Source organism: Streptomyces chengmaiensis, from assembly GCF_029846775.1.
Classification (GTDB): Bacteria; Actinomycetota; Actinomycetes; order Streptomycetales; family Streptomycetaceae; genus Streptomyces; species Streptomyces chengmaiensis.
In genome coordinates this window covers 91,739-109,793 of record NZ_JARWBG010000021.1, presented here as the reverse complement: position 1 = coordinate 109,793, position 18,055 = coordinate 91,739, and the positions used below count along the sequence as shown (strand labels likewise).

Genomic DNA, 18,055 nt, shown 5'->3' with positions numbered 1-18,055 from the left:
CTCCTCATGCACCGACCGCACAATGTCCGGCCGCGTCACATTCAAGATCTCATTACAGCCCTCAAGCCCCTGGAAATCCTCCAGCGACGGATCCTGCGCCTGCAACATCGTGCCCATCGCACCATCAGCCACCACCACACGCGAAGCCAACGCCTCGCGCAGCGCCGCGATCCGTCCCGCGTTCATGTCGTCACCGCCATGAACGGGGCCAGTTCGTCGGCCGCCTGGTCACCGTAGGCGCCGCGCACACGGGTCAGCAGATCGCCGCCGCGCACTTCGTCGGGCTGGGTGCCCGTGGTCTCCAGGACCGTGGTGGCCAGCGCGCTGCCCAGTTGGGCGGCCCGTTCCAGGCCGAGTTCCCAGGCGGTGGCGGCGAGGAAGCCCGCCCGGAAGGCGTCCCCGGCGCCCGTCGGCTCGATCGTGCCGTGCGGGGGTACCGCGGGGACGTCTACGGTGTGCAGTCCGGCGCGCTCCACTCGTACGCCGTCCGCGCCCCGCGTGGTGACCCAGGCGCCGACCCGGCCGAGGATCTGCTGTTCCGTCCAGCCGGTCCGCTCCTGGATGAGGACGCTCTCGTACTCGTTGGTGAAGAGGTACGCGGGGTGGTCGAGCAGTGCGCGCACCTCCTCGCGGCCCATCCGGGCGAGCTGCTGAGAGGGGTCGGCCCCAAACGGCACACCGAGGGCCGTGCATTCGCGGGTGTGGTTGAGCATGGCTTCCGGGTCGTTCGGGGAGATCACCACCAGGTCGAGGCCGCCGGCCCGCTCATGCACGGGCCGGAGCTCGATGTGTCGTGCTTCGCTCATGGCCCCGGTGTAGAAGGAGCCGATCTGGTTGTGGTCGGCATCGGAGGTGCAGACGAACCGCGCTGTGTGCAGCGATTCGCTGACGCGGACCGAGTCCGTGTCGACGCCGTTCTCCTTGAGCCAGACCTGGTAGTCCGCGAAGTCCGTGCCCACCGCTCCGACCAGATACGGGCCAAGACCCAGCCGTCCGAGTCCGAAGGCGATGTTCGCTGCGACGCCGCCGCGCCGGATCTCCAGTTCCTCGACGAGGAAGGAGAGCGAGACCTTGTCGAGGCTGCCCTCGATGAACTGCTCGGCGAACCGGCCGGGGAAGACCATGAGGTGGTCCGTAGCAATCGAACCAGTTACGGCTATGCGCACGGTCACTGCTCCTTGGTTCCGTGGTTCTGCGGTGGTCGGTACATGGGCGGGCGCCGCGGTCAGACGGTCGTCGCCGCCTGGCGCAGCTTCTCCGCCCGGTCGGTGGACTCCCAGGTGAAGTCGGGCAGCTCACGGCCGAAGTGGCCGTAGGCGGCCGTCTGCGCGTAGATGGGCCGCAGCAGCTCCAGGTCGCGGATGATGGCGGCCGGACGCAGGTCGAAGACCTGGGAGATGGCGGCCTGGATGTGTGTGACGGGCACGGTCTCGGTGCCGAAGGTCTCGACGAACAGGCCGACGGGCTCGGCCTTGCCGATCGCATACGCCACCTGGACCTCGCAGCGGGCCGCGAGCCCGGCCGCGACGACGTTCTTGGCGACCCAGCGCATCGCGTACGCCGCGGAACGGTCCACCTTGGACGGGTCCTTGCCGGAGAACGCGCCACCGCCGTGCCGCGCCATCCCGCCGTACGTGTCAATGATGATCTTCCGGCCGGTCAGACCCGCGTCGCCCATCGGACCGCCGATCTCGAACCGGCCCGTCGGGTTCACCAGCAGCCGGTAGCCTTCGGTGCGCAGCTTCACCCCGTCCTCGGCGAGCCGGTGCAGCACGGGCTGCACGACGCAGTCGCGGATGTCGGGGATGAGCAGCGAGTCCAGGTCGATGCCGGGAGCGTGCTGCGAGGAGACGACGACCGTGTCGAGTTCGACGGCGCGGTCCCCGTCGTAGGCGATGGTGACCTGGGTCTTGCCGTCCGGGCGCAGATAGGGAACGGTGCCGTTCTTGCGCACTTCCGCGAGTCGGGCGGAGAGCCGGTGCGCGAGGGTGATGGGCAGCGGCATCAGCTCGGGCGTCTCGTCGCACGCGTAGCCGAACATCAGGCCCTGGTCGCCGGCGCCCTGCTTGTCCAGCTCGTCGGCTTCCTCGCCTGCTGCGACGCCCACGACCCGGGACTCGTACGCCGTGTCGACACCCTGGGCGATGTCCGGCGACTGGGCGCCGATGGAGACCGAGACGCCGCAGGACGCGCCGTCGAAGCCTTTGGAGGAGGAGTCGTAGCCGATCTTCAGCACGGTCTCGCGGACCAGGCTCTGGATCTCGGCATAGCCCTGGGTCGTGACCTCTCCGGCCACATGGACCTGACCCGTGGTGATCAGGGTCTCCACGGCCACCCGCGAAGCGGGGTCCTGCGCCAGCAGCGCGTCGAGGACCGCATCGCTGATCTGGTCGGCGATCTTGTCGGGGTGACCCTCGGTCACGGACTCCGAGGTGAACAGTCGTAGGGACACGGAACCTCCAAGTGCGGCGCAGGGTGTGCCGGACAGTGCTTTCGGGCAGCCTGCGCGCGGCGGCTGCAGGGGGGCTCAAAGCCGGCTAAACAGCGCGCGGCCCCGGCCCGGGGCGGTTCGTAACGCTTCGAGCGCTCTTTGCGGGCCCGGAGAATCCGACGCGGTTCGGCAGCCCCACGGGGGCACGGGAAACTGCGCGACCTGCCACTACGTGCCGCGCACTCCCGACGGCCGGTCGCGACGCTTCCTGCTGAGCGCTCAGTCGCGCGCGGTGCTCCGCGAGCCGAACCACTCGATCCAGTTCATGGCGAAGAACACGTCGCCCGAGATCTTCAACCGTCCGTTGACGAAGGCGTCGGTGCCCTTGAGTTCGCCGACCGCGAGGGCGATCAGATCGTCGAGGTCCACGCCGATCGTGGCGTCGGCCGGCCGGTCGGAGGAAGCCGCCGCGGTGCAGACGCCCGCGTCGACGGCGATGAAGCGGTGGCGGACCCCGAGCGGGGTGTTGACCGCGTACCGGAAGATGCCGGAGCGGCCGTGGGCTCGCTCCGGGCGGAAGCAGGACCGGAACCACTCGAAGACGAGCTCCAGCAGCCGGTCGACGTCGTCGGACGGGGCACGGCCCGCGCGGGCCACCGCGCCCGCCTCGGCGAGTACTTTCAGCCGATGGTGGCGGGCGTCCGGGGCGTGCGGAGTCATGAGGCGGCTCCCTGCACCGCCTGCGCGGCGGCGGACGTGGTGTGCTCGATGAGCACCGAGGCGTCCTTGTCGCCGTCGCCGGCCGCGACGACGGCGGCGAACCCGGCCTTTACGGTGTCCAGGACGGGCAGTGCGACGCCCGCGCCGGACGCGTCGTCGATGGCGAGGCGCAGGTCCTTCTCCATCAGCGTCGACCGGAAGAAGGCGGGTTCGTAGCTGCCCTTGCGCATCAGTTCGGCGCGGAACCGCATCACGATCGAGCTGAAGCCGCTCTCGGCGATCGCCGACAGCAGCCGGTCGCGGTCCAGCCCCGCCCGTATGCCGTAGGCGACGGCCTCGGAGAGCGAGGCCACCTGGGCGCCGAGCAGCAGATTGAAGATGAGTTTGAGGGTGGCGGCGGTGCCGGGCTCGCCGAGGTGGAGCACCTCGGACCCGATCGCGTCGAGGATGTCCGCGACCTCGGCGACATCCTGCTCGGAGCCGCTGGTGTACACGCGGAGCTTGCCCTCGCGGGCCTGGAAGGGGTTGCCGACGACGCAGGCCTCGACGCGGCGGAGACCGGCGTCGGCCAGCCGTGCGGCGGCCTTGCGCGCGTACTCCGGTGAGACGGTGGAGGTGTCGACGACGATGCCGCCCGGCGCCAGCACAGGGACGATCTGCCGGAACAGCACCTCGTCCACGGCGGCTTCGTCGCTGAGGCTGAGCAGCACGACGGAGTGTCCGCGGGCCGCGTCGGCGGGGCTGTCGGCCAGGACGGCGCCGGCCTCGACGAGCGGACGGGCCTTTGCGGCGGTCCGGTTGTGGACGGTGAGCCGGCGGCCGGAGTCGAGCAGGCGGTGGGCCATGCCGCCGCCCATGTTGCCCAGTCCGATGAAGGCCAGGGCGGGGCGTTCTTCGGCGGTGCCTTCGGCGGCGGCGCCTCGGGCTGCGGGGACTTCGGGTGCGGCGGCGGCCGGGGGGATCTCGTACACCACCTGAGTGGTGGTCATCTCGCCGCCGGTGCGGTAGCGGCCGAGCCGCCGGCGGTGCCCGACGTGGGCCTCGCTCAGCTCGAAGGCCCGGAACGACTCCTCGTCCGTCCAGTCGGTGACGACGTAGTAGACGGGTGCGCCGCCCCCGCTCTCCGTCGCGCGCGTCAGCGTCTGGCCCCGGTTGGCGGGCTGCCGGGCGATGGCGGAGCCCACCTCCCACCAGGTGCGTTCGAAGTCGTCCTGTGTGCCGGGCTGGATTTCCATCCGCAGGATCACGCGGAAGAGCGGGGTCTCGGCCATCGGTGAAGCCTCCATGGCGTAGGGATGCCTTCCCAACGTCTCCGCTGCCGCTCGATGCCGGATCGAGGAACGGTTCCATCGCTCAAGTTCTGCTCGAGTCGCCGCTGTCAGGGTCGTGGGGGTCGACGATTGGGAGAGGTTCCTCATGAGCCACACACCGGATGTCCGCTCGGCGGACTCCCCGGCCGCCGCCGCCTCGGGGCGGACGGCCCCCTTGTCCGCGCAGTTCGGCGCGGACGCCGGACGCCCCGCGGCGCGCAGGGTCCGGCGCTGGCCGCTGATCGTGATGCGCTGCCTGGTGACCGCGTTTCTGCTGCTGACGCTGGTGCAGCCGGTGCTGGCCGGGATGTTCATCACGGGTGATGTGGATCTGCTGGCGCTGCACGAGGTCAATTCGCACACCCTCACCTTTCTGAGCTGGCTGATGGTCGTATCCGCGGTGCTGCTCTGGCGTCCGGGGCGTGGCCCGTGGTGGCCGATGCCCGTCACCGTGCTGATCGCGTTTCTGGTGCAGACGCAGAGCGGCTTCGGCTACTCCCGCTCCCTGGCTCTGCACATCCCGCTCGGTGTGGCCCTGACAGCGGGCGCGACCGCGCTGGTGTTCTGGTCCTTCACGCCCCGCGGCGGCCGCCGATGAACGCCGGTGCGCCGATGCGACGCCGGCGGTTCCTGGGCCTCGCGGGCGCGGTCTCGCTCGGCGGAGCCGCCGCCGCAACCGGGGTGGCGGGCTGCGGCAGCCTGGACCGCGAGGTCTCGGGCGAGCTGCTGACCAGCGCGGCCAGGCTCCCGAAGCCGTACGGGACGCCGCTGCCGATCCCGCGTACGGCGGTGCCCGTGCGGACGGCGGGCGGCGTGGACCGCTATGAGCTGGTGCAGCGGGTCGCCGAGGCGGAGATCCTGCCGGGGCTGAAGACCGAGGTGTGGGGGTACGACGGAACGTTTCCCGGCACGACGATCGCAGCCCGTTCGGGCCGGCAGATCGTGGTGAACGTCCGCAACGAGCTGCCGGCGCCGACCTCGACGCATCTGCACGGCGGCATCCAGGCCCCTGCGTCCGACGGCTATCCGACGGATCTGGTGGCGCCGAAGGGGTACCGGCACAACCCCGGCGGACCAGGGCACGGCGGCGGTCACGAAGGCGTGATGCACGTCGCCCCGGACGACTGGACGGTGACCCGGCTCGCCAAGGACTATGTGTATCCGCTCGACCAGCCCGCCGCGACGCTCTGGTACCACGACCACCGGATGGACTTCAGCGCACCGCAGGTGTGGCGGGGCCTCGCCGGGATGTTCCTCGTCCATGACGACGAGGAGGAGGCGCTCGGGCTGCCGTCCGGCGAGCGGGACATCCCGCTGATGATCTGCGACCGGGCGTTCGACGAGGACGGGGCGCTGCGCTATCCGTCGCTGGACCCCTCGCTCACCGGGGAGCCGGGCGTCGAAGACGCCTATATGGAGGGGGTGACGGGCGATGTGGTGTTGGTCAACGGCGCGCCCTGGCCGGAGCTCGAGGTCGCGGCGGCCCGCTACCGCTTCCGGCTGCTCAACGCCTCCAACGCCCGCCGCTACCGGCTCGCGCTGGAGCCGGGGCCGCGCGAGGGGGCGTCGTTCACACAGGTGGGCAGCGATGCCGGGCTGCTGGCCGCGCCCCGCTCGCATGACGAGCTGCCGATCTCACCGGCAGAGCGCTATGACGTGGTGATCGACTTCTCCCGGTATCCGGTCGGCACGACCGTCACGCTGGTCAACCGGATCGGCGAGGGCTCCACACGCCGGGTGATGCGGTTCCGGGTGGCCCGTGCGGCGAAGGACGACAGCCGGGTGCCGCGGAAGCTCGCCGATGTGGAGCCGCTGGCCGCCTCGGCGGCCGTCGCCGAGCGGCAGTTCGACTTCCGGCAGACGCAGGTGGAGGGGATGAAGGTGTGGACGGTGAACAAGAAGCCGTTCCGCTCCGATGAGTTCCTGGCGCGGCCGCGCCTGGGGACCGTGGAGCGCTGGCGGTTCACCAGCGACTTCCACCACCCCGTGCATCTGCATCTGGCCCACTTCCAGGTGCTGGCCCGCAGCGGGGGCGATGTGCTGCCCACGGACGGCGGCTGGAAGGACACCGTGGACGTGCGGCCGTACGAGGTGGTGGATGTGCTGGCCCGGTTCTCCGGGCATCGCGGCCGCTATATGTTCCACTGCCACAACCTGGAGCACGAGGACATGGCCATGATGGCGAACTTCCAGGTGGTCTGAGTGCCTTGAGCAACCCGTCGACAGCTGCCCGAGCAGCTGTCGGGACAGCTCTTGGAGCTGCTTCTGGAGCTGCTTCTCGAACGGTCCGCCGCCGTCGGTCCGGCCGGTTTCCAGCCATCCGCGACCAGACCGATAGGCGGCTGCGCCACCGTCTCAGCGGCACTCACACGTGCACCGAGAGGGGTTGGGGCGAGCATGCGCGTACTGTTCACGACCTGGGCCTGGCCGTCGCACCTGTATGCGATGGTGCCGCTGGCGTGGGCTTTCCGGGCCGCGGGCCATGACGTGCTGGTCGCGAGCCAGCCGGAGCTCGCCGGCCTGACCGCGAGCACCGGACTGCCGGGCGTCTCGGTCGGCGCGGACGTCGACGCCGTGGGCCTGGTGCGCGGCTATGTCCTGCCGAGCGAGAACGGCCCCGCGGACGGCGCCGGCCGGACGCCGCGCAGCGGCAAGGGACCGCGGGCGATGCAGATGTTCTACGCCCACGCCGACTCCATGACGGACGATCTGGCGCGGCTGGCGCGGGACTGGCGCGCCGACGCCGTCGTCTTCGAGCCGACCGCGTTGGCCGGTCCGGTGGCGGCCGCGGCCGCGGGCGTTCCGGCGGTGCGGCTGCTGTACGGGACGGACCTGATGGCGCGCGCCCGCGCCCTGCTGCCGCAGGTGCTGGCGCCGCTGGCGGAGCGCAACGGCGTCGACGCGTTCGATCCGTTCGGCGCGCTGACCGTCGACCCCTGTCCTGACGACTTCCAGGTGCCGGTGGACCATCCGCGGCTGGCCATGCGGTACGTCCCCTTCAACGGCCCCGGCGGGCCGCCTCATCCCCCGCTCGGCCCGCCGGGGTCCGGTGTGCAGCGTGTGGTCGTGACCTGGGGTCACACCATGGCACGGCTGTCGCCGGAGCGGTTCCTGGCCGGGCAGGTCGCCCGCGCGATCGCCCGGCCGGGACTCGAAGTCGTCCTCGCCGTGGCCAAGGGGCAGCGCGCTCTGCTCGGCGAGCTGCCCGGCGAGTCCGCCGGGCTGGTGAAGGTCGTCGAGGACACTCCGCTGCATCTGCTGGTCGACGACGCCTCCCTGGTGGTGGCGCACGGCGGCGCGGGCACCGTGCTGACCTCGCTGCGGGCCGGGGTGCCGCTGCTCCTCGTGCCGCAGCTGCCGGATCATCTCGGCCACTCGGGCCGGGTGGTGGCCACCGGCGCGGGCGAGGTCCTCACCCGCGACGAGGCCACGGACGAACGGCTGCGCGCCGAGACGGAGAAGCTGCTGACCGGCGACGTCTGCCGGGCGGCCGCGGTGAAGCTGCGGGAACAGATGCTCAGCCTGCCCGCCCCGGCGGGGCTGGTCGCCGAGATCGAGTCGAGGGTGGTCGCATGTGCGGCATAGCGGGATGGGTCGACTTCGAGCGGGGGCTGGCCGAAGAGGCCTCCACCGTACGGGCCATGGTGGCCACGCTCGCCAACCGCGGCCCGGACGACGAGGCCGTCTGGGCCGACGACCGAGCGGTCCTCGGGCACCGCAGACTGGCCGTCATCGATGTGGCGGGCAGCCCGCAGCCGATGGTCGCAGAGGAGGGCGGCCGCACCCTCGCCGTCCTGGTCCACAACGGCGAGATCTACAACTTCCGCCGGGTCCGGGCCGAGTTGGAGGGCCGCGGCCACCGCTTCCGCACCTCCGGGGACACCGAGGTGGTCCTGCGCGCCTATCTGGAGTGGGGCGAGCGGTGCGCCGAGCACCTGGACGGCATGTTCGCCTGCGCCGTGTGGGATCCGCGCGCCCGGAAGCTGGTGATGTTCCGGGACCGGCTGGGCATCAAGCCGCTGTACTACGCGAAGGCCGGCCGGGGGATCGTCTTCGGCTCCGAGCCCAAGGCGCTGCTGGCGCATCCGTCGGTGGAGTGCGTCGTCGACGAGGAGGGCATGGCGGAGCTGCTGGCGTACATCGCCACCCCCGGCCATGCGGTGTACCGGGGCATGAGGGAGGTGCCGGCGGGCCATGTGGCCGTCGTGCGGGACGGATCGGCCGTGGTCGAGTCCCGCTACTGGGAGCTGCCGAACCGGCCGCACGAGGACGATCTGGCGACCACCGTGGACACGGTGCGGGGACTGCTCAAGGAGTCGGTGGCCGGGCATCTCGTCTCCGACGTCCCGCTGTGCACCCTGCTGTCGGGCGGGGTCGACTCCAGTGCCATCGCGGCCTTCGCGGCCATGTCGGCGAAGGAGCGGCCGAAGACCTTCGCCGTCGACTTCGAGGGGCACACGGAACGCTTCCGCAAGGACTTCTGGCACGAGGACCCGGACGCCCCCTACGCCGCGGAGGTCGCCCGCCATGTGGGCGCCGACCATGAACCGGTGGTGCTGCGCACCGCGGACCTCGCCGACCCGGTCGTGGACGCGGCCGCGCTGCGCGCCCAGGATCTGCCCCGGCCCATCCCCGACATGGACCGCTCCCTGTATCTGCTGCTGCGGGCTGTGCGACAGCGCTCGACCGTGGCCCTGATGGGCGAGGTCGCGGATGAACTCTTCGGCGGCTACCAGTCGTTCCGCGACCCGACGCTCGTCGACACGGCGAACTTCCCATGGGTGACCATGGGTCTGCGGGTCGCCCCGCACGGCATGAGCACCGGACTGCTGGACCCCGGATTCCTGAAGAAGGTCGATGTGCCAGGCTATTCGGCGCAGCGCTACGCGGAGACCGTCGCCGAAGTGCCGCGGGTGGCGGGCGAGTCCGACCACGAGCACACCATGCGGGTCGTGGGCCACGCCCATCTGTCGCGCTGGCTGCCGCTGCTGCTGTCCCGCGACGACCGGCTGTCGATGGCGGTGGGCCTGGAACTACGGGTGCCCTACTGCGACCACCGGCTGGTGGAGTACGTCTACAACATCCCGTGGGGCATGAAGACGGCGGACGGCCGGGAGAAGAGCGTGCTGCGCTCCGCGGTCGCCGATCTGCTGCCGGCGTCGGTCACACAGCGCCGCAAGAGCCCCTTCCCCATCACCCAGGATCCGCGCTACGGCGAGGTGCTGCGGGCGCGCTTCAACGCGGTGGTCGCCGATGCGTCGAGCCCGGTGCGGCCGCTGCTGGACGGCCCGGCGTGCGCTCAGCTGGCGGCGGAGGACCGGCCGATCGCCGTGGACGGGTGGGGCGAGCGGCGGAACGTGGAGATGGTGCTGCAACTGGACGCCTGGCTGCGCCACTACCGCGTACGCCTGGACCTCTGAGACGTCCGGAACATCCGGGTCGTCCAAGACGCCCAAGGCGTCTGAGACCTCCGAGACCTCCGAGAGACATCTGAGAAGGGACTTTCCATGCTGCAGGAGGAGCTCAAGGAGCTCGCGGCGCCGGCCCTGGAGAAGGTGAAGGCGCATCCTTTCTGGAGCGGGCTGCGGGACGGCTCACTGCCGCCGGAGTCGCTGGCGCACTTCGTACGTCAGGACACGGCGTATCTGCTGCCGTTCTACGCCCGGGCGCTGGCCCGCACCGCGGCGGCGGCGCGCACCGACGACTATATGGCGCTGCTGGGCCGGTCGATCACCGGAACCCTGGAGGCACGGGACCGGCTGCGCGAGGCGTACGGGGAGCTGTGCGGGGAACTGGGCGCGCCGGAGCTCGGCCCGGACGGCATGCCGGACCCGGCGACCCATGCGCACTGCGCCTTCTTCCAGGCGGCGAGCGCCCGCTCGTTCGCGGCCGGCTTCGGCGCCCTGCTGCCGATGGTCTGGTTCAACCACCAGGTGTCCGACGATCTGCTGAAGCGGCACACGCCCGGTTCACGCTATGCGCGCTGGATCGAGGTGTACCACCCGGGCGAGGGCTACGGCTATGCCGTGAAGGCCTTCCTGGGCGCCGCCGACCGGCTCGGCAAGGAGCTCGGCGACGCGGAGCGCGCCGAGCTCGTCAAGCACTTCAGCGTCAGCACGCGGTACGAGTGGGCCTTCGCCGAGGCGGCGTGGTCCCGACCGAGCTGGCCCTTCTGACATCACGAGAACTCTTTTCGCACACCATTGACCGGAAGGGACTGCTGTGAGCACCCAGACCCCGCCCAGGTATCCGTTCGCGTGGACCCCGCCCATGCAGGTCCCCGAGGCACTCCGCCATGTACACGACTCGTCCGCGATGGAGGTGACGCTGCCAAGCGGGGACGTCGCACTGCTCGTGACCCGCTACAAGGACGTGCGCGCGCTCTTCGCCGACAAGCGGCTCTCCCGCAACATCGCACGCCCCGACTGCGCGCGGATCTCCAAGGACAACGACCTGTTCATGGACCCGAACATCGACCCGGACCCGCCGGAGCACACCCGGGTGCGGTCCCTGGTCACCAAGGCGTTCACGGCGCGCCGCATCGAGGCGCTGCGCCCGTACGTCCAGCAGGTCGCCGACGAGCTGCTGGACGAGATGGCGGCGGGCCCGCAGCCGGCCGAGCTGAACGAGGCGTTCGCCTTCCCGCTGCCCATCAAGGTGATCTGCAAGCTGCTGGGCGTGCCTGCGGAGGACCGGGACCGGTTCCGCGGCTATGTCGACGGCTTCCTGTCGGTGACGAAGCTGCCTCCGGAGAAGGTCGGCGAGTGCCGCCAGAACCTGTGGAAGTATCTGGGCGACCTGATCGAGTCCAAGCGGGAGAACCCGGGCGACGACCTGGTCAGCGAGCTGATCCGGGTACGGGACGACGAGGACGACAGCCGGCTGAACGAGCACGAGCTGCACTTCTGGACGCAGGGCCTGCTGATCGCCGGCTATGTCACCACCGCCAGCCAGATCGGCACGGGCACCGCGGTGCTGCTGCACCGCCGGGACCTGGTGCGCGAGATCCAGGCCGACTGGTCGCTGGTGCCGTCGGCGGTGGAGGAGCTGCTGCGCACCCAGATCATGGGTTCGTCGGTGGGCACCATGCGGTACGCGATCGACGACATCCCGCTCTCCGACGGTTCCGTCATCAAGAAGGGCACCAGCGTCCTGCTCTCCGAGGAGGGCGCGAACGTGGACCCCGAGGTCTTCGAGTGCCCCTTCGAGCTGGACATCCGCCGCAAGGAGAACCACCACATGACCTTCGGCGCGGGCCTGCACTACTGCGTGGGCGCGGCGCTGGCCCGGATGGAGCTCCAGGTCGCCACCGAGACCCTGCTGCGCCGCTTCCCGGACATCCGTCTCGCCGCGAAGGCGGAGGAGCTGCCGCGCGCCCTGGGCGGCTTCATGGAGGGCTTCACCGAGATCCCCGTCGAGTGGTGAGGAGGGTGACGCCATGCGAGTGACGGCCAACTCCGAGACCTGCGCGGTCAGCAGCCTGTGCGTCTACCGGGTGCCGGGGGTCTTCGACCAGGACGAGGACGGCCTGGTCCGCATCCTCGAGGAGCGCCCTGCGGCCGAACTCCACGAGGAGATCCGCCGCGCGGCCCGCGGCTGCCCGACGAAGTCGATCCAGGTCCATGAGGACGAAGGGGCTCCGGCGTCGCCGACGGCCCCGGCGTGAGCGTCCCGCAGGAGGCGGCGCCCCGGATCATCGATCCGGGGCGCCGCCTCGTTGCGTCAGCGGGGTTCCCCGCACCCGGTGAAGGCTGCGGGGAGGGCCGCGCAGCGGCTGCCGCCCGGATGCGGGGCGTGCGGCCCGGTTCGGGAACGCCGTTGCCGGGGTCCGGGTGCGATGCGCCGTCGGGGCGGCTGCTCTGCTCCGGGGCGCTCGAGGCCGAGAGCCCGGGGAGCGGTCCAACCCCCTCGCATGCTTATGGCGCTTGTCGCCGCGTCGTCGCCCGGGGAGCCGTGCGGGCGGGGGCGGGGTCGTCGGCCGGGGGCCGCGCAGGAGGGCCGTCGGCGTACGAGCCCAGGGCCTGGGCGCCGCCCGCGCGGCGCTTCAGAAGGTGGAGGAGGGGGCCTGTCATGGCCGTGGTGATCAGCGCCATGACGACCATCAGGGCGTACAGGTCCGGGGTGAGGACGCCGAGTTGGAGGCCGACGGTGAGGATCACGATCTCGGTGAGGCCGCGGGTGTTCATCAGGGTGGCGAGGACCGCGCTCTGCAGGGGAGGGACGCGGTTGGCGCGGGATGCCGCGTAGGCGCCGAGGAACTTGCCGGAGATGGCGGCCAGGAGGACGAGTGCCAGCTCGCCGAGGGCGCGGAGGTCGGTTCGGGAGAGGTCGACCTGGAGGCCGGCGACCACGAAGAACGCCGGCAGCAGAAGCAGCCTGCTGAGGTACTCGAAGCGGTCGACGACCTGGGCGCGGACCCGCTCGGAGGTGGTCCGGGGCATCACCACGCCGAAGAGGAACGCGCCGAAGACGAAGTGGACGCCGAGCCATTCCGCAGCCCAGCACGACAGCATCAGGCCGCCCAGGACCACGATCAGCCGGTCCGCGGTGATCTGGCCGCGGCCGCGGCGTTCGTCGAAGAGGCGGCGCAGGCCCGGCCGGACCACCAGGAACATCACCGCGAGGTAGACGGGGGCGAGGAGTGTGGTCCACTGGGCGCCGCCGCCCGAGACCGTGACGACGACCGCGAGCAGCGACCAGGCCACGATGTCGTCGACGGCCGCACTGGCGAGGGCGATGCCCCCGACGCGGGTTCTGCCCAGACCGCTGTCCGCCAGGATGCGGGCGAGCACGGGGAACGCCGTGACGGACATGGCCGCACCCAGGAAGAGGATGAAACCGGTGCGGTTGTCGGTCGGGTGGGAGCGGCTCAGATAGACCGCGAGCAGAGCCCCGAGGCCGAACGGGAGCAGCACGGAGCAGAGCGAGACGCTGGCCGCGATGCGCTCCTTGCCGCGCAGCAGTGCGAGGTCGAGTTCGTAGCCGATGACGAACATGAACAGCGCAAGCCCCAGATGGGCCAGCGCGGTGAGCAACGGGCGGATGTCGGCCGGGAAGAGGAAGTCGGCGACGGCCCCGCCGAAGAGCGTGGGGCCGACGAGCAGGCCGGCGAGGAACTCCCCCACCACGGGCGGCTGGCCGAGACGGCGGGCGGCCGCGCCGAGGACGCGGCCGAGGACCAGGATGGCGGCGAGTCCGATGAAGAGGGACTCGATCTGATGTGCCGTCATATGACTGCCCCCTTGAGCCGCGCGCCAGGCGCCGGAGGACCCGGCGGCGCTGTCGCAAAGCTAAGGGGGCCTGCTCAAAGGAGTGTTGAGGGATCAGTCCGCCTCCCTCGGGGTTCCCTCGCGGACGCTCTCGGGAGCGTGCACGGTCGGCAGGGTGCCGTTGCGGTGCGCGGTGCGGCAGTCCTCGACGAACTCGCGGGAGAACATGGCCGTCAGCGTCGCCACGCCGCCGCGCACGATGCGGACCTCGCTCCGCTTGAGGACTCCGGTCAGCTTCAGCCGCCTGCCCCCCGAGGCGGAGTGCCGCTGGGCGTCCTTGACCTCGCTGCGGCCCTCGTACGCCAGCTCCCGCTCGTCGACGACGGCGCCGTCGGGGACGAGGAGCTTGAGGATGGAGCGCTCGCCGGTGATCCGCACCTCGATGTCGCCCTCGGGGATCTGTGCGGACCTCAGGTCCAGCTGGACGGAGCCGCGGCGCGCGGTCACGTCGATCGTGCGGGCGTCGGTCCAGTGGCCCAGCCGCTTGACGTTGGTGTAGAACGCCTCGACCCGCTCGGTCTCGTGTGGGGCCTTGTCGAATGTCTGGGTGTTCATCGCAGTGTTCCTTCCGGGAACCCGGGCAACGACCCGATCTTGACTTCTCTTGAGAATCATCTAGCTTGAACGTCAAGCTATCCGATACATTTATCTTGAAGGTCGAGTTACTTGGATGTCAAGCGATAACCGGGAAAATCTTCAGCGGGAGCTCGCCGCCGAGATCCGCGCGCTCCAGACAGCCGTCGACTCCTTTGACTACGCGGCCGCGGAACGTCTCGGCGTCAACCGCACCGACCTGCACTGCCTGGACGTCCTCATGCAGCGCGAAAGCGCCGCACCCAGCGAACTGGGTGCGGCGCTGAATCTCACCACGGGCAGTGTCACAGCCCTGCTCGACCGGCTGGACAGGCTCGGGTACATCACCCGCTCCCCCGACCCCGCCGACCGCCGGCGGTCCGTCGTCCGGCCCACCGACAAGGCCGTCAAGGCCGCCGAGGAGATCTTCGGACCGCTCGCGCAGGACGGCTTCCGACAGGTCGCCCGCTACAGCCTCGACGAGCTCGCGCTGCTCCTGGACTTCTTCCGCACCAGCAGAGAACTCCAGGAGCGGCACACGGAACGCATCCGGCGGTGACCGGGCAGCCCCCCGCCCCCTACTCCTTGTGGGCGATCACCAGGGTCACATCGTGGCCGAGCGAGGTGCGGGTGACGTCGGCGTAGCCGGCCTCCCGCATCCACTCGGCGCACTGCTCGAAGCGGTAGCCCTTGCCGTGCGGCGTCATCAGCTGCAGGTTCAGGCTGCGGATCAGATTGCGCAGATAGCTCTCGTCGTCCTCGACGATCACCGGGTCCCAGACCAGGAACGCCCCGCCGGGGCGCACCGCCGCGAACGTGTTCCTCACCAGCTGCCGGCGCTGCTCGTCGTTCCAGTCCACCAGCGCATGACCGATCATCAGCACATCGGCCTGCGGCAGCGGATCGGCGAAGAAGTCACCGCCGTGGTAGCGGACCCGGTCCGTCATTCCGATCGCCGACATATGGGAGGTGAAGTCGCCCTCCAGCTGCGGCAGGTCAAAGACGCGCGCGTCGAGATGCGGATGCGCCTTCACCAGGCCCGCCAGCACATTCCCCCGGCAGCCGCCGAGCTCCAGCACCGAGGAGCGCTTCGCCCAGTCGAAGGACTCGGCGAGCGCCGGGATGAGCGGCCGGCTGGCGTCCTCCGCCATGCCGACCAGCCCGTCCTTCTTCTCGTCGCTCTCGTACAGCTCTGAGAACATGTCCTCGCCGGTGTAAGTGGCCGCCTGCGGGGCCCCGGTGCGCAGCGCCTCCCCGAGCCTGTCCCACGCCGGGTACATCACCTGGCCGGCGACCTTGAGGAAGCCGCCCAGATAGGCGTCGTCACCGGGCACCAGGAACCGCCGCGCCACGCGCGAGTCGGCGAAGACCCCTTTCGCCGAGCGCTCCAGGAAACCGAGTTCGACGAGCGCGGCCAGGAAGTGGTCCGTGCCGCGGGTGTGCAGACCGAGCCGCCGCCTGATCCCGGCCTCGGTGTCGGGCTGCTCGGCCAGCGCCGAGAACAGCCCGATCTCGATGCCGGTCAGGACCAGCCGGGCCGGCTGGAAGGCCATCGCCTGGGCCAGCACCAGGCCCGGGTGGACGGCTTCTTCGGATGCGTGCGCCGTCATCGTCCGCGCCCCCTCACGGCGCCGGCACGGCGGCGGTCTCGGCCCCCGATGCGCGGGCGATCACATCCGCCAGCGCACCGTGCGGGTCGTCGCCGGCCTCCGCGGAGCGCCAGGACACGAACGCGTCGGGCCGCACCAGCACCGCACCGCCGCTGCCGACGCCGTACACCTCGGCCCAGTCCCGGTCGACCGGCTGCAGTTCCCCGCCCGCTCCGATGACATGCGTACGCAGCGGAACGCCCAGCTTCTCCGCGATCGGCACGGCCGCCTTCGCCCACTCCCCGCCCTCCGGGCCGGTCAGCAGCACGAAGGAGTCCCAGAACAGATCGATCGTGGAGATCGTCTCGTCTCCCCTCCTGAGCCAGACGTGGGGGGCGCGGGTGCCGGGCTCGCCGGTCAGCTCCAGGTCCGGGGTCAGCACCTTCGCGCCCTCCGCGCCGACGACCGACGTCGAGCGGTAGCGGTAGCCGAGGGTGATGATGACGTCGTCGACGAAGTCCGCGCGGTCCTGCTCGGTGGCGTACCCGTGGCGGATGCGGTTGCGCACCAGCGCCTGCTCCGACATCGCGGTGCCCAGCGGACGCCGCTCCGCGTCATAGGTGTCCAGCAGCGCGTCCGTGCCCCAGCCGTGCTGCACCGCGGCCAGCTTCCAGGACAGGTTGTGCGCGTCGTGGATGCCGGTGTTCGCGCCGAAGCCGCCGGCCGGCGGGTGGACGTGCGCCGCGTCGCCCGCCAGGAACACCCGGCCCGCGCGGAACGTCTCGGACACCAGCTGGGCGCCCTGCCACGGCACCTTCGCCATGATCTCGACGTCGATGTCCTTGCCGGCCGCACGGCGCACGATCTCGACGCACCGCTCGTCCGTGTAGTCCTCGGGCTTCTCGCCCTTCTCCGGGTAGTAGATCGGTGCGGCCAGCCACGGGTCGCAGCCGTGCAGCCGCGACAGCCCCATCAGGGTGCCGCCCGCGGAGGCGTAGCAGAGGATGAACTTGGCGTCCTTCAGCAGCGTCTCCAGCTCCGGCGCGCGGAAGTAGATCGAGAGCGCGTTGAACACCGTGCCGCGGCCGACCCGCTGGACGCCGAGCGCCTCACGGATGCGGCTGCCCGCGCCGTCCGCGCCCACCAGGTAGTCGGCGCGGATGGTCAGGCGCTCGCCGGTCCCTCCGTCCTCGGCGACCGCCGTGACGCCGTCCGCGTCCTGCTCGAACGAGATCAGCTTGGTGTTGAAGCGCACGTCGGCGCCGAACTCCTTGGCCTTGGCCACCAGCACCTTCTCGTACCGGTCCTGGCCGCAGCCCATCACCCGCTCCGGGCTGACCGTCTCGCCGTCCAGGGACGGCGCCTCCAGCAGCTCCGCGTCGTCGATGTCCGAGAACGTCTCGACCTTGATGATGCCGCCCTCGAAGTAGGCGTGGGAGTCGCCCATCTCAAGCGCACGGATGTCCTTGCCGAGCCCCGCCGCGCGGAACAGCTCCATCGTGCGGGCCTGCAGACCCGGGGCGCGGGGGAGCATGGAGGTGCTGTCCCTCTTCTCCAGGAGCATCGTGCGCACGCCTCGCCGGCCGCTGAACAGCGCAGTGGACAGGCCGACGGGACCACCGCCGACGATCAGCACCGGGATCTTCACGTCATACATGCATATCCCCTCTGGGCAAGCTGGGCTTCCGCCGGGGACTCCGTCCACGGCACCCCTGATGGGTAGCCCCGGCGACTTGAAAGCGGCTACAGCTGCGGCGGGGGCGGCGCTGTTTCTCCGGGGGCCCCGCCCCCGGACCCCCGCGCCTCGGTCACCGGCGGGGCCGGAGGATTGTCCGCAAGCTCCGCGATCACCTCCGCATGACAGCGCAGCGGCGCGCACCAGCACCCCAGCCGCCGGCCGCGAAGGGCGGGCAGCAGGGCGAGGAGGTCGGGGCGGGCGAGGAGGTGGGCGCGGTAGAGGGCCACGACCTCGTCGCGGGTGCCGTCGGGGCCGGGGCGGTACGGGCAGGCCAGCGGGGAAGCGTCGAGGTGCCAGCCGCCGCGGTGCATGGCGCGGCCGACGTAGACCACGTCGGCGTACGCGGGGTCGTCGCGGTGGCCCTTGAGGTTGACGACGGTGGTGGTGCGGCCCATGTACGGATGCTCGCGCGCGGGAGCGAGCGC

Annotated in this window: 18 protein-coding genes; 8 read left to right on the top strand and 10 right to left on the bottom strand. The window is 71.0% G+C overall.

Translation table 11 applies throughout. From position 1 onward, the window contains the following. The 5 genes from QCN29_RS19090 to QCN29_RS19070 all read right to left on the bottom strand — a co-directional run. Positions 1-186 (bottom strand): homocysteine S-methyltransferase family protein (locus QCN29_RS19090; RefSeq protein WP_279929507.1); only part of this gene is annotated, 186 nt, incomplete at its 3' end. Further along, complete coding sequence (locus QCN29_RS19085) at positions 183-1,166, bottom strand: carbohydrate kinase family protein (RefSeq protein WP_279929506.1); 984 nt, start codon at positions 1,164-1,166, stop codon at positions 183-185. The genes QCN29_RS19085 and QCN29_RS19090, both read right to left, overlap by 4 nt. Before the next feature lie 59 nt (positions 1,167-1,225). Continuing rightward, the gene (gene metK, locus QCN29_RS19080; RefSeq protein WP_279929504.1) at positions 1,226-2,452 is read right to left on the bottom strand and encodes a methionine adenosyltransferase; all 1,227 of its coding nucleotides are present in this window, start codon (positions 2,450-2,452) and stop codon (positions 1,226-1,228) included. A gap of 258 nt (positions 2,453-2,710) precedes the next feature. After that, the gene (locus QCN29_RS19075; RefSeq protein ID WP_279929503.1) at positions 2,711-3,151 is read right to left on the bottom strand and encodes an SCP2 sterol-binding domain-containing protein; all 441 of its coding nucleotides are present in this window, start codon (positions 3,149-3,151) and stop codon (positions 2,711-2,713) included. Further along, positions 3,148-4,422: an NAD(P)-binding domain-containing protein gene (locus QCN29_RS19070; RefSeq protein WP_279929502.1), complete on the bottom strand. Its 1,275-nt coding sequence runs from the start codon at positions 4,420-4,422 to the stop codon at positions 3,148-3,150. Before QCN29_RS19070 ends, QCN29_RS19075 begins: the two co-directional genes overlap by 4 nt. 145 nt (positions 4,423-4,567) lie before the next feature. Here QCN29_RS19070 and QCN29_RS19065 point away from each other — a divergent pair, with 145 nt between their 5' ends. From QCN29_RS19065 to QCN29_RS19035, 7 genes are all read left to right on the top strand, one after another. Then, positions 4,568-5,059, top strand: a complete 492-nt coding sequence (locus QCN29_RS19065) for a hypothetical protein (RefSeq protein ID WP_279929501.1) — start codon at positions 4,568-4,570, stop codon at positions 5,057-5,059. Positions 5,060-5,073: 14 nt separating this feature from the next. Further along, complete coding sequence (locus tag QCN29_RS19060; RefSeq protein ID WP_279929500.1) at positions 5,074-6,663, top strand: multicopper oxidase family protein; 1,590 nt, start codon at positions 5,074-5,076, stop codon at positions 6,661-6,663. 195 nt (positions 6,664-6,858) lie between these two features. Further along, positions 6,859-8,046: a nucleotide disphospho-sugar-binding domain-containing protein gene (locus QCN29_RS19055; RefSeq protein ID WP_279929499.1), complete on the top strand. Its 1,188-nt coding sequence runs from the start codon at positions 6,859-6,861 to the stop codon at positions 8,044-8,046. Then, positions 8,034-9,881 (top strand): asparagine synthase (glutamine-hydrolyzing), encoded by a 1,848-nt coding sequence (gene asnB, locus QCN29_RS19050; protein ID WP_279929498.1) that lies wholly within the window; start codon positions 8,034-8,036, stop codon positions 9,879-9,881. Before QCN29_RS19055 ends, asnB begins: the two co-directional genes overlap by 13 nt. Before the next feature lie 87 nt (positions 9,882-9,968). Next, positions 9,969-10,637 carry a TenA family protein gene (locus tag QCN29_RS19045; protein ID WP_279929497.1) on the top strand — a complete coding sequence of 223 codons (669 nt, stop codon included), beginning with the start codon at positions 9,969-9,971 and terminating at the stop codon, positions 10,635-10,637. Positions 10,638-10,683: 46 nt separating this feature from the next. Further along, positions 10,684-11,886, top strand: a complete 1,203-nt coding sequence (locus QCN29_RS19040) for a cytochrome P450 (protein WP_279929496.1) — start codon at positions 10,684-10,686, stop codon at positions 11,884-11,886. A 13-nt stretch (positions 11,887-11,899) separates the two neighbouring features. Continuing rightward, entirely contained in the window at positions 11,900-12,127 is a 228-nt protein-coding gene (locus QCN29_RS19035) for a ferredoxin (RefSeq protein WP_240135283.1), read from the top strand. A gap of 250 nt (positions 12,128-12,377) precedes the next feature. On the opposite strand, the gene QCN29_RS19030 is transcribed toward QCN29_RS19035, so the two are convergent. Together QCN29_RS19030 and QCN29_RS19025 are read right to left on the bottom strand one after the other, a co-directional pair. Then, positions 12,378-13,691 (bottom strand): cation:proton antiporter, encoded by a 1,314-nt coding sequence (locus QCN29_RS19030; protein WP_279929495.1) that lies wholly within the window; start codon positions 13,689-13,691, stop codon positions 12,378-12,380. 93 nt (positions 13,692-13,784) lie between these two features. Continuing rightward, positions 13,785-14,285 carry a hypothetical protein gene (locus QCN29_RS19025; RefSeq protein WP_279929494.1) on the bottom strand — a complete coding sequence of 167 codons (501 nt, stop codon included), beginning with the start codon at positions 14,283-14,285 and terminating at the stop codon, positions 13,785-13,787. A 115-nt stretch (positions 14,286-14,400) separates the two neighbouring features. Here QCN29_RS19025 and QCN29_RS19020 point away from each other — a divergent pair, with 115 nt between their 5' ends. Beyond that, entirely contained in the window at positions 14,401-14,862 is a 462-nt protein-coding gene (locus tag QCN29_RS19020; protein ID WP_279929493.1) for a MarR family winged helix-turn-helix transcriptional regulator, read from the top strand. A gap of 19 nt (positions 14,863-14,881) precedes the next feature. Here the strand turns inward: QCN29_RS19020 and QCN29_RS19015 are convergent, their stop codons facing one another. The 3 genes from QCN29_RS19015 to QCN29_RS19005 form a co-directional block, all read right to left on the bottom strand. Continuing rightward, the gene (locus QCN29_RS19015; protein WP_279929492.1) at positions 14,882-15,913 is read right to left on the bottom strand and encodes a methyltransferase; all 1,032 of its coding nucleotides are present in this window, start codon (positions 15,911-15,913) and stop codon (positions 14,882-14,884) included. 13 nt (positions 15,914-15,926) lie between these two features. Beyond that, positions 15,927-17,549, bottom strand: a complete 1,623-nt coding sequence (locus QCN29_RS19010) for an FAD-dependent monooxygenase (RefSeq protein ID WP_279929490.1) — start codon at positions 17,547-17,549, stop codon at positions 15,927-15,929. A gap of 86 nt (positions 17,550-17,635) precedes the next feature. Further along, positions 17,636-18,025, bottom strand: a complete 390-nt coding sequence (locus tag QCN29_RS19005; RefSeq protein ID WP_279929489.1) for a DUF4326 domain-containing protein — start codon at positions 18,023-18,025, stop codon at positions 17,636-17,638. Positions 18,026-18,055 lie beyond the last annotated feature (30 nt).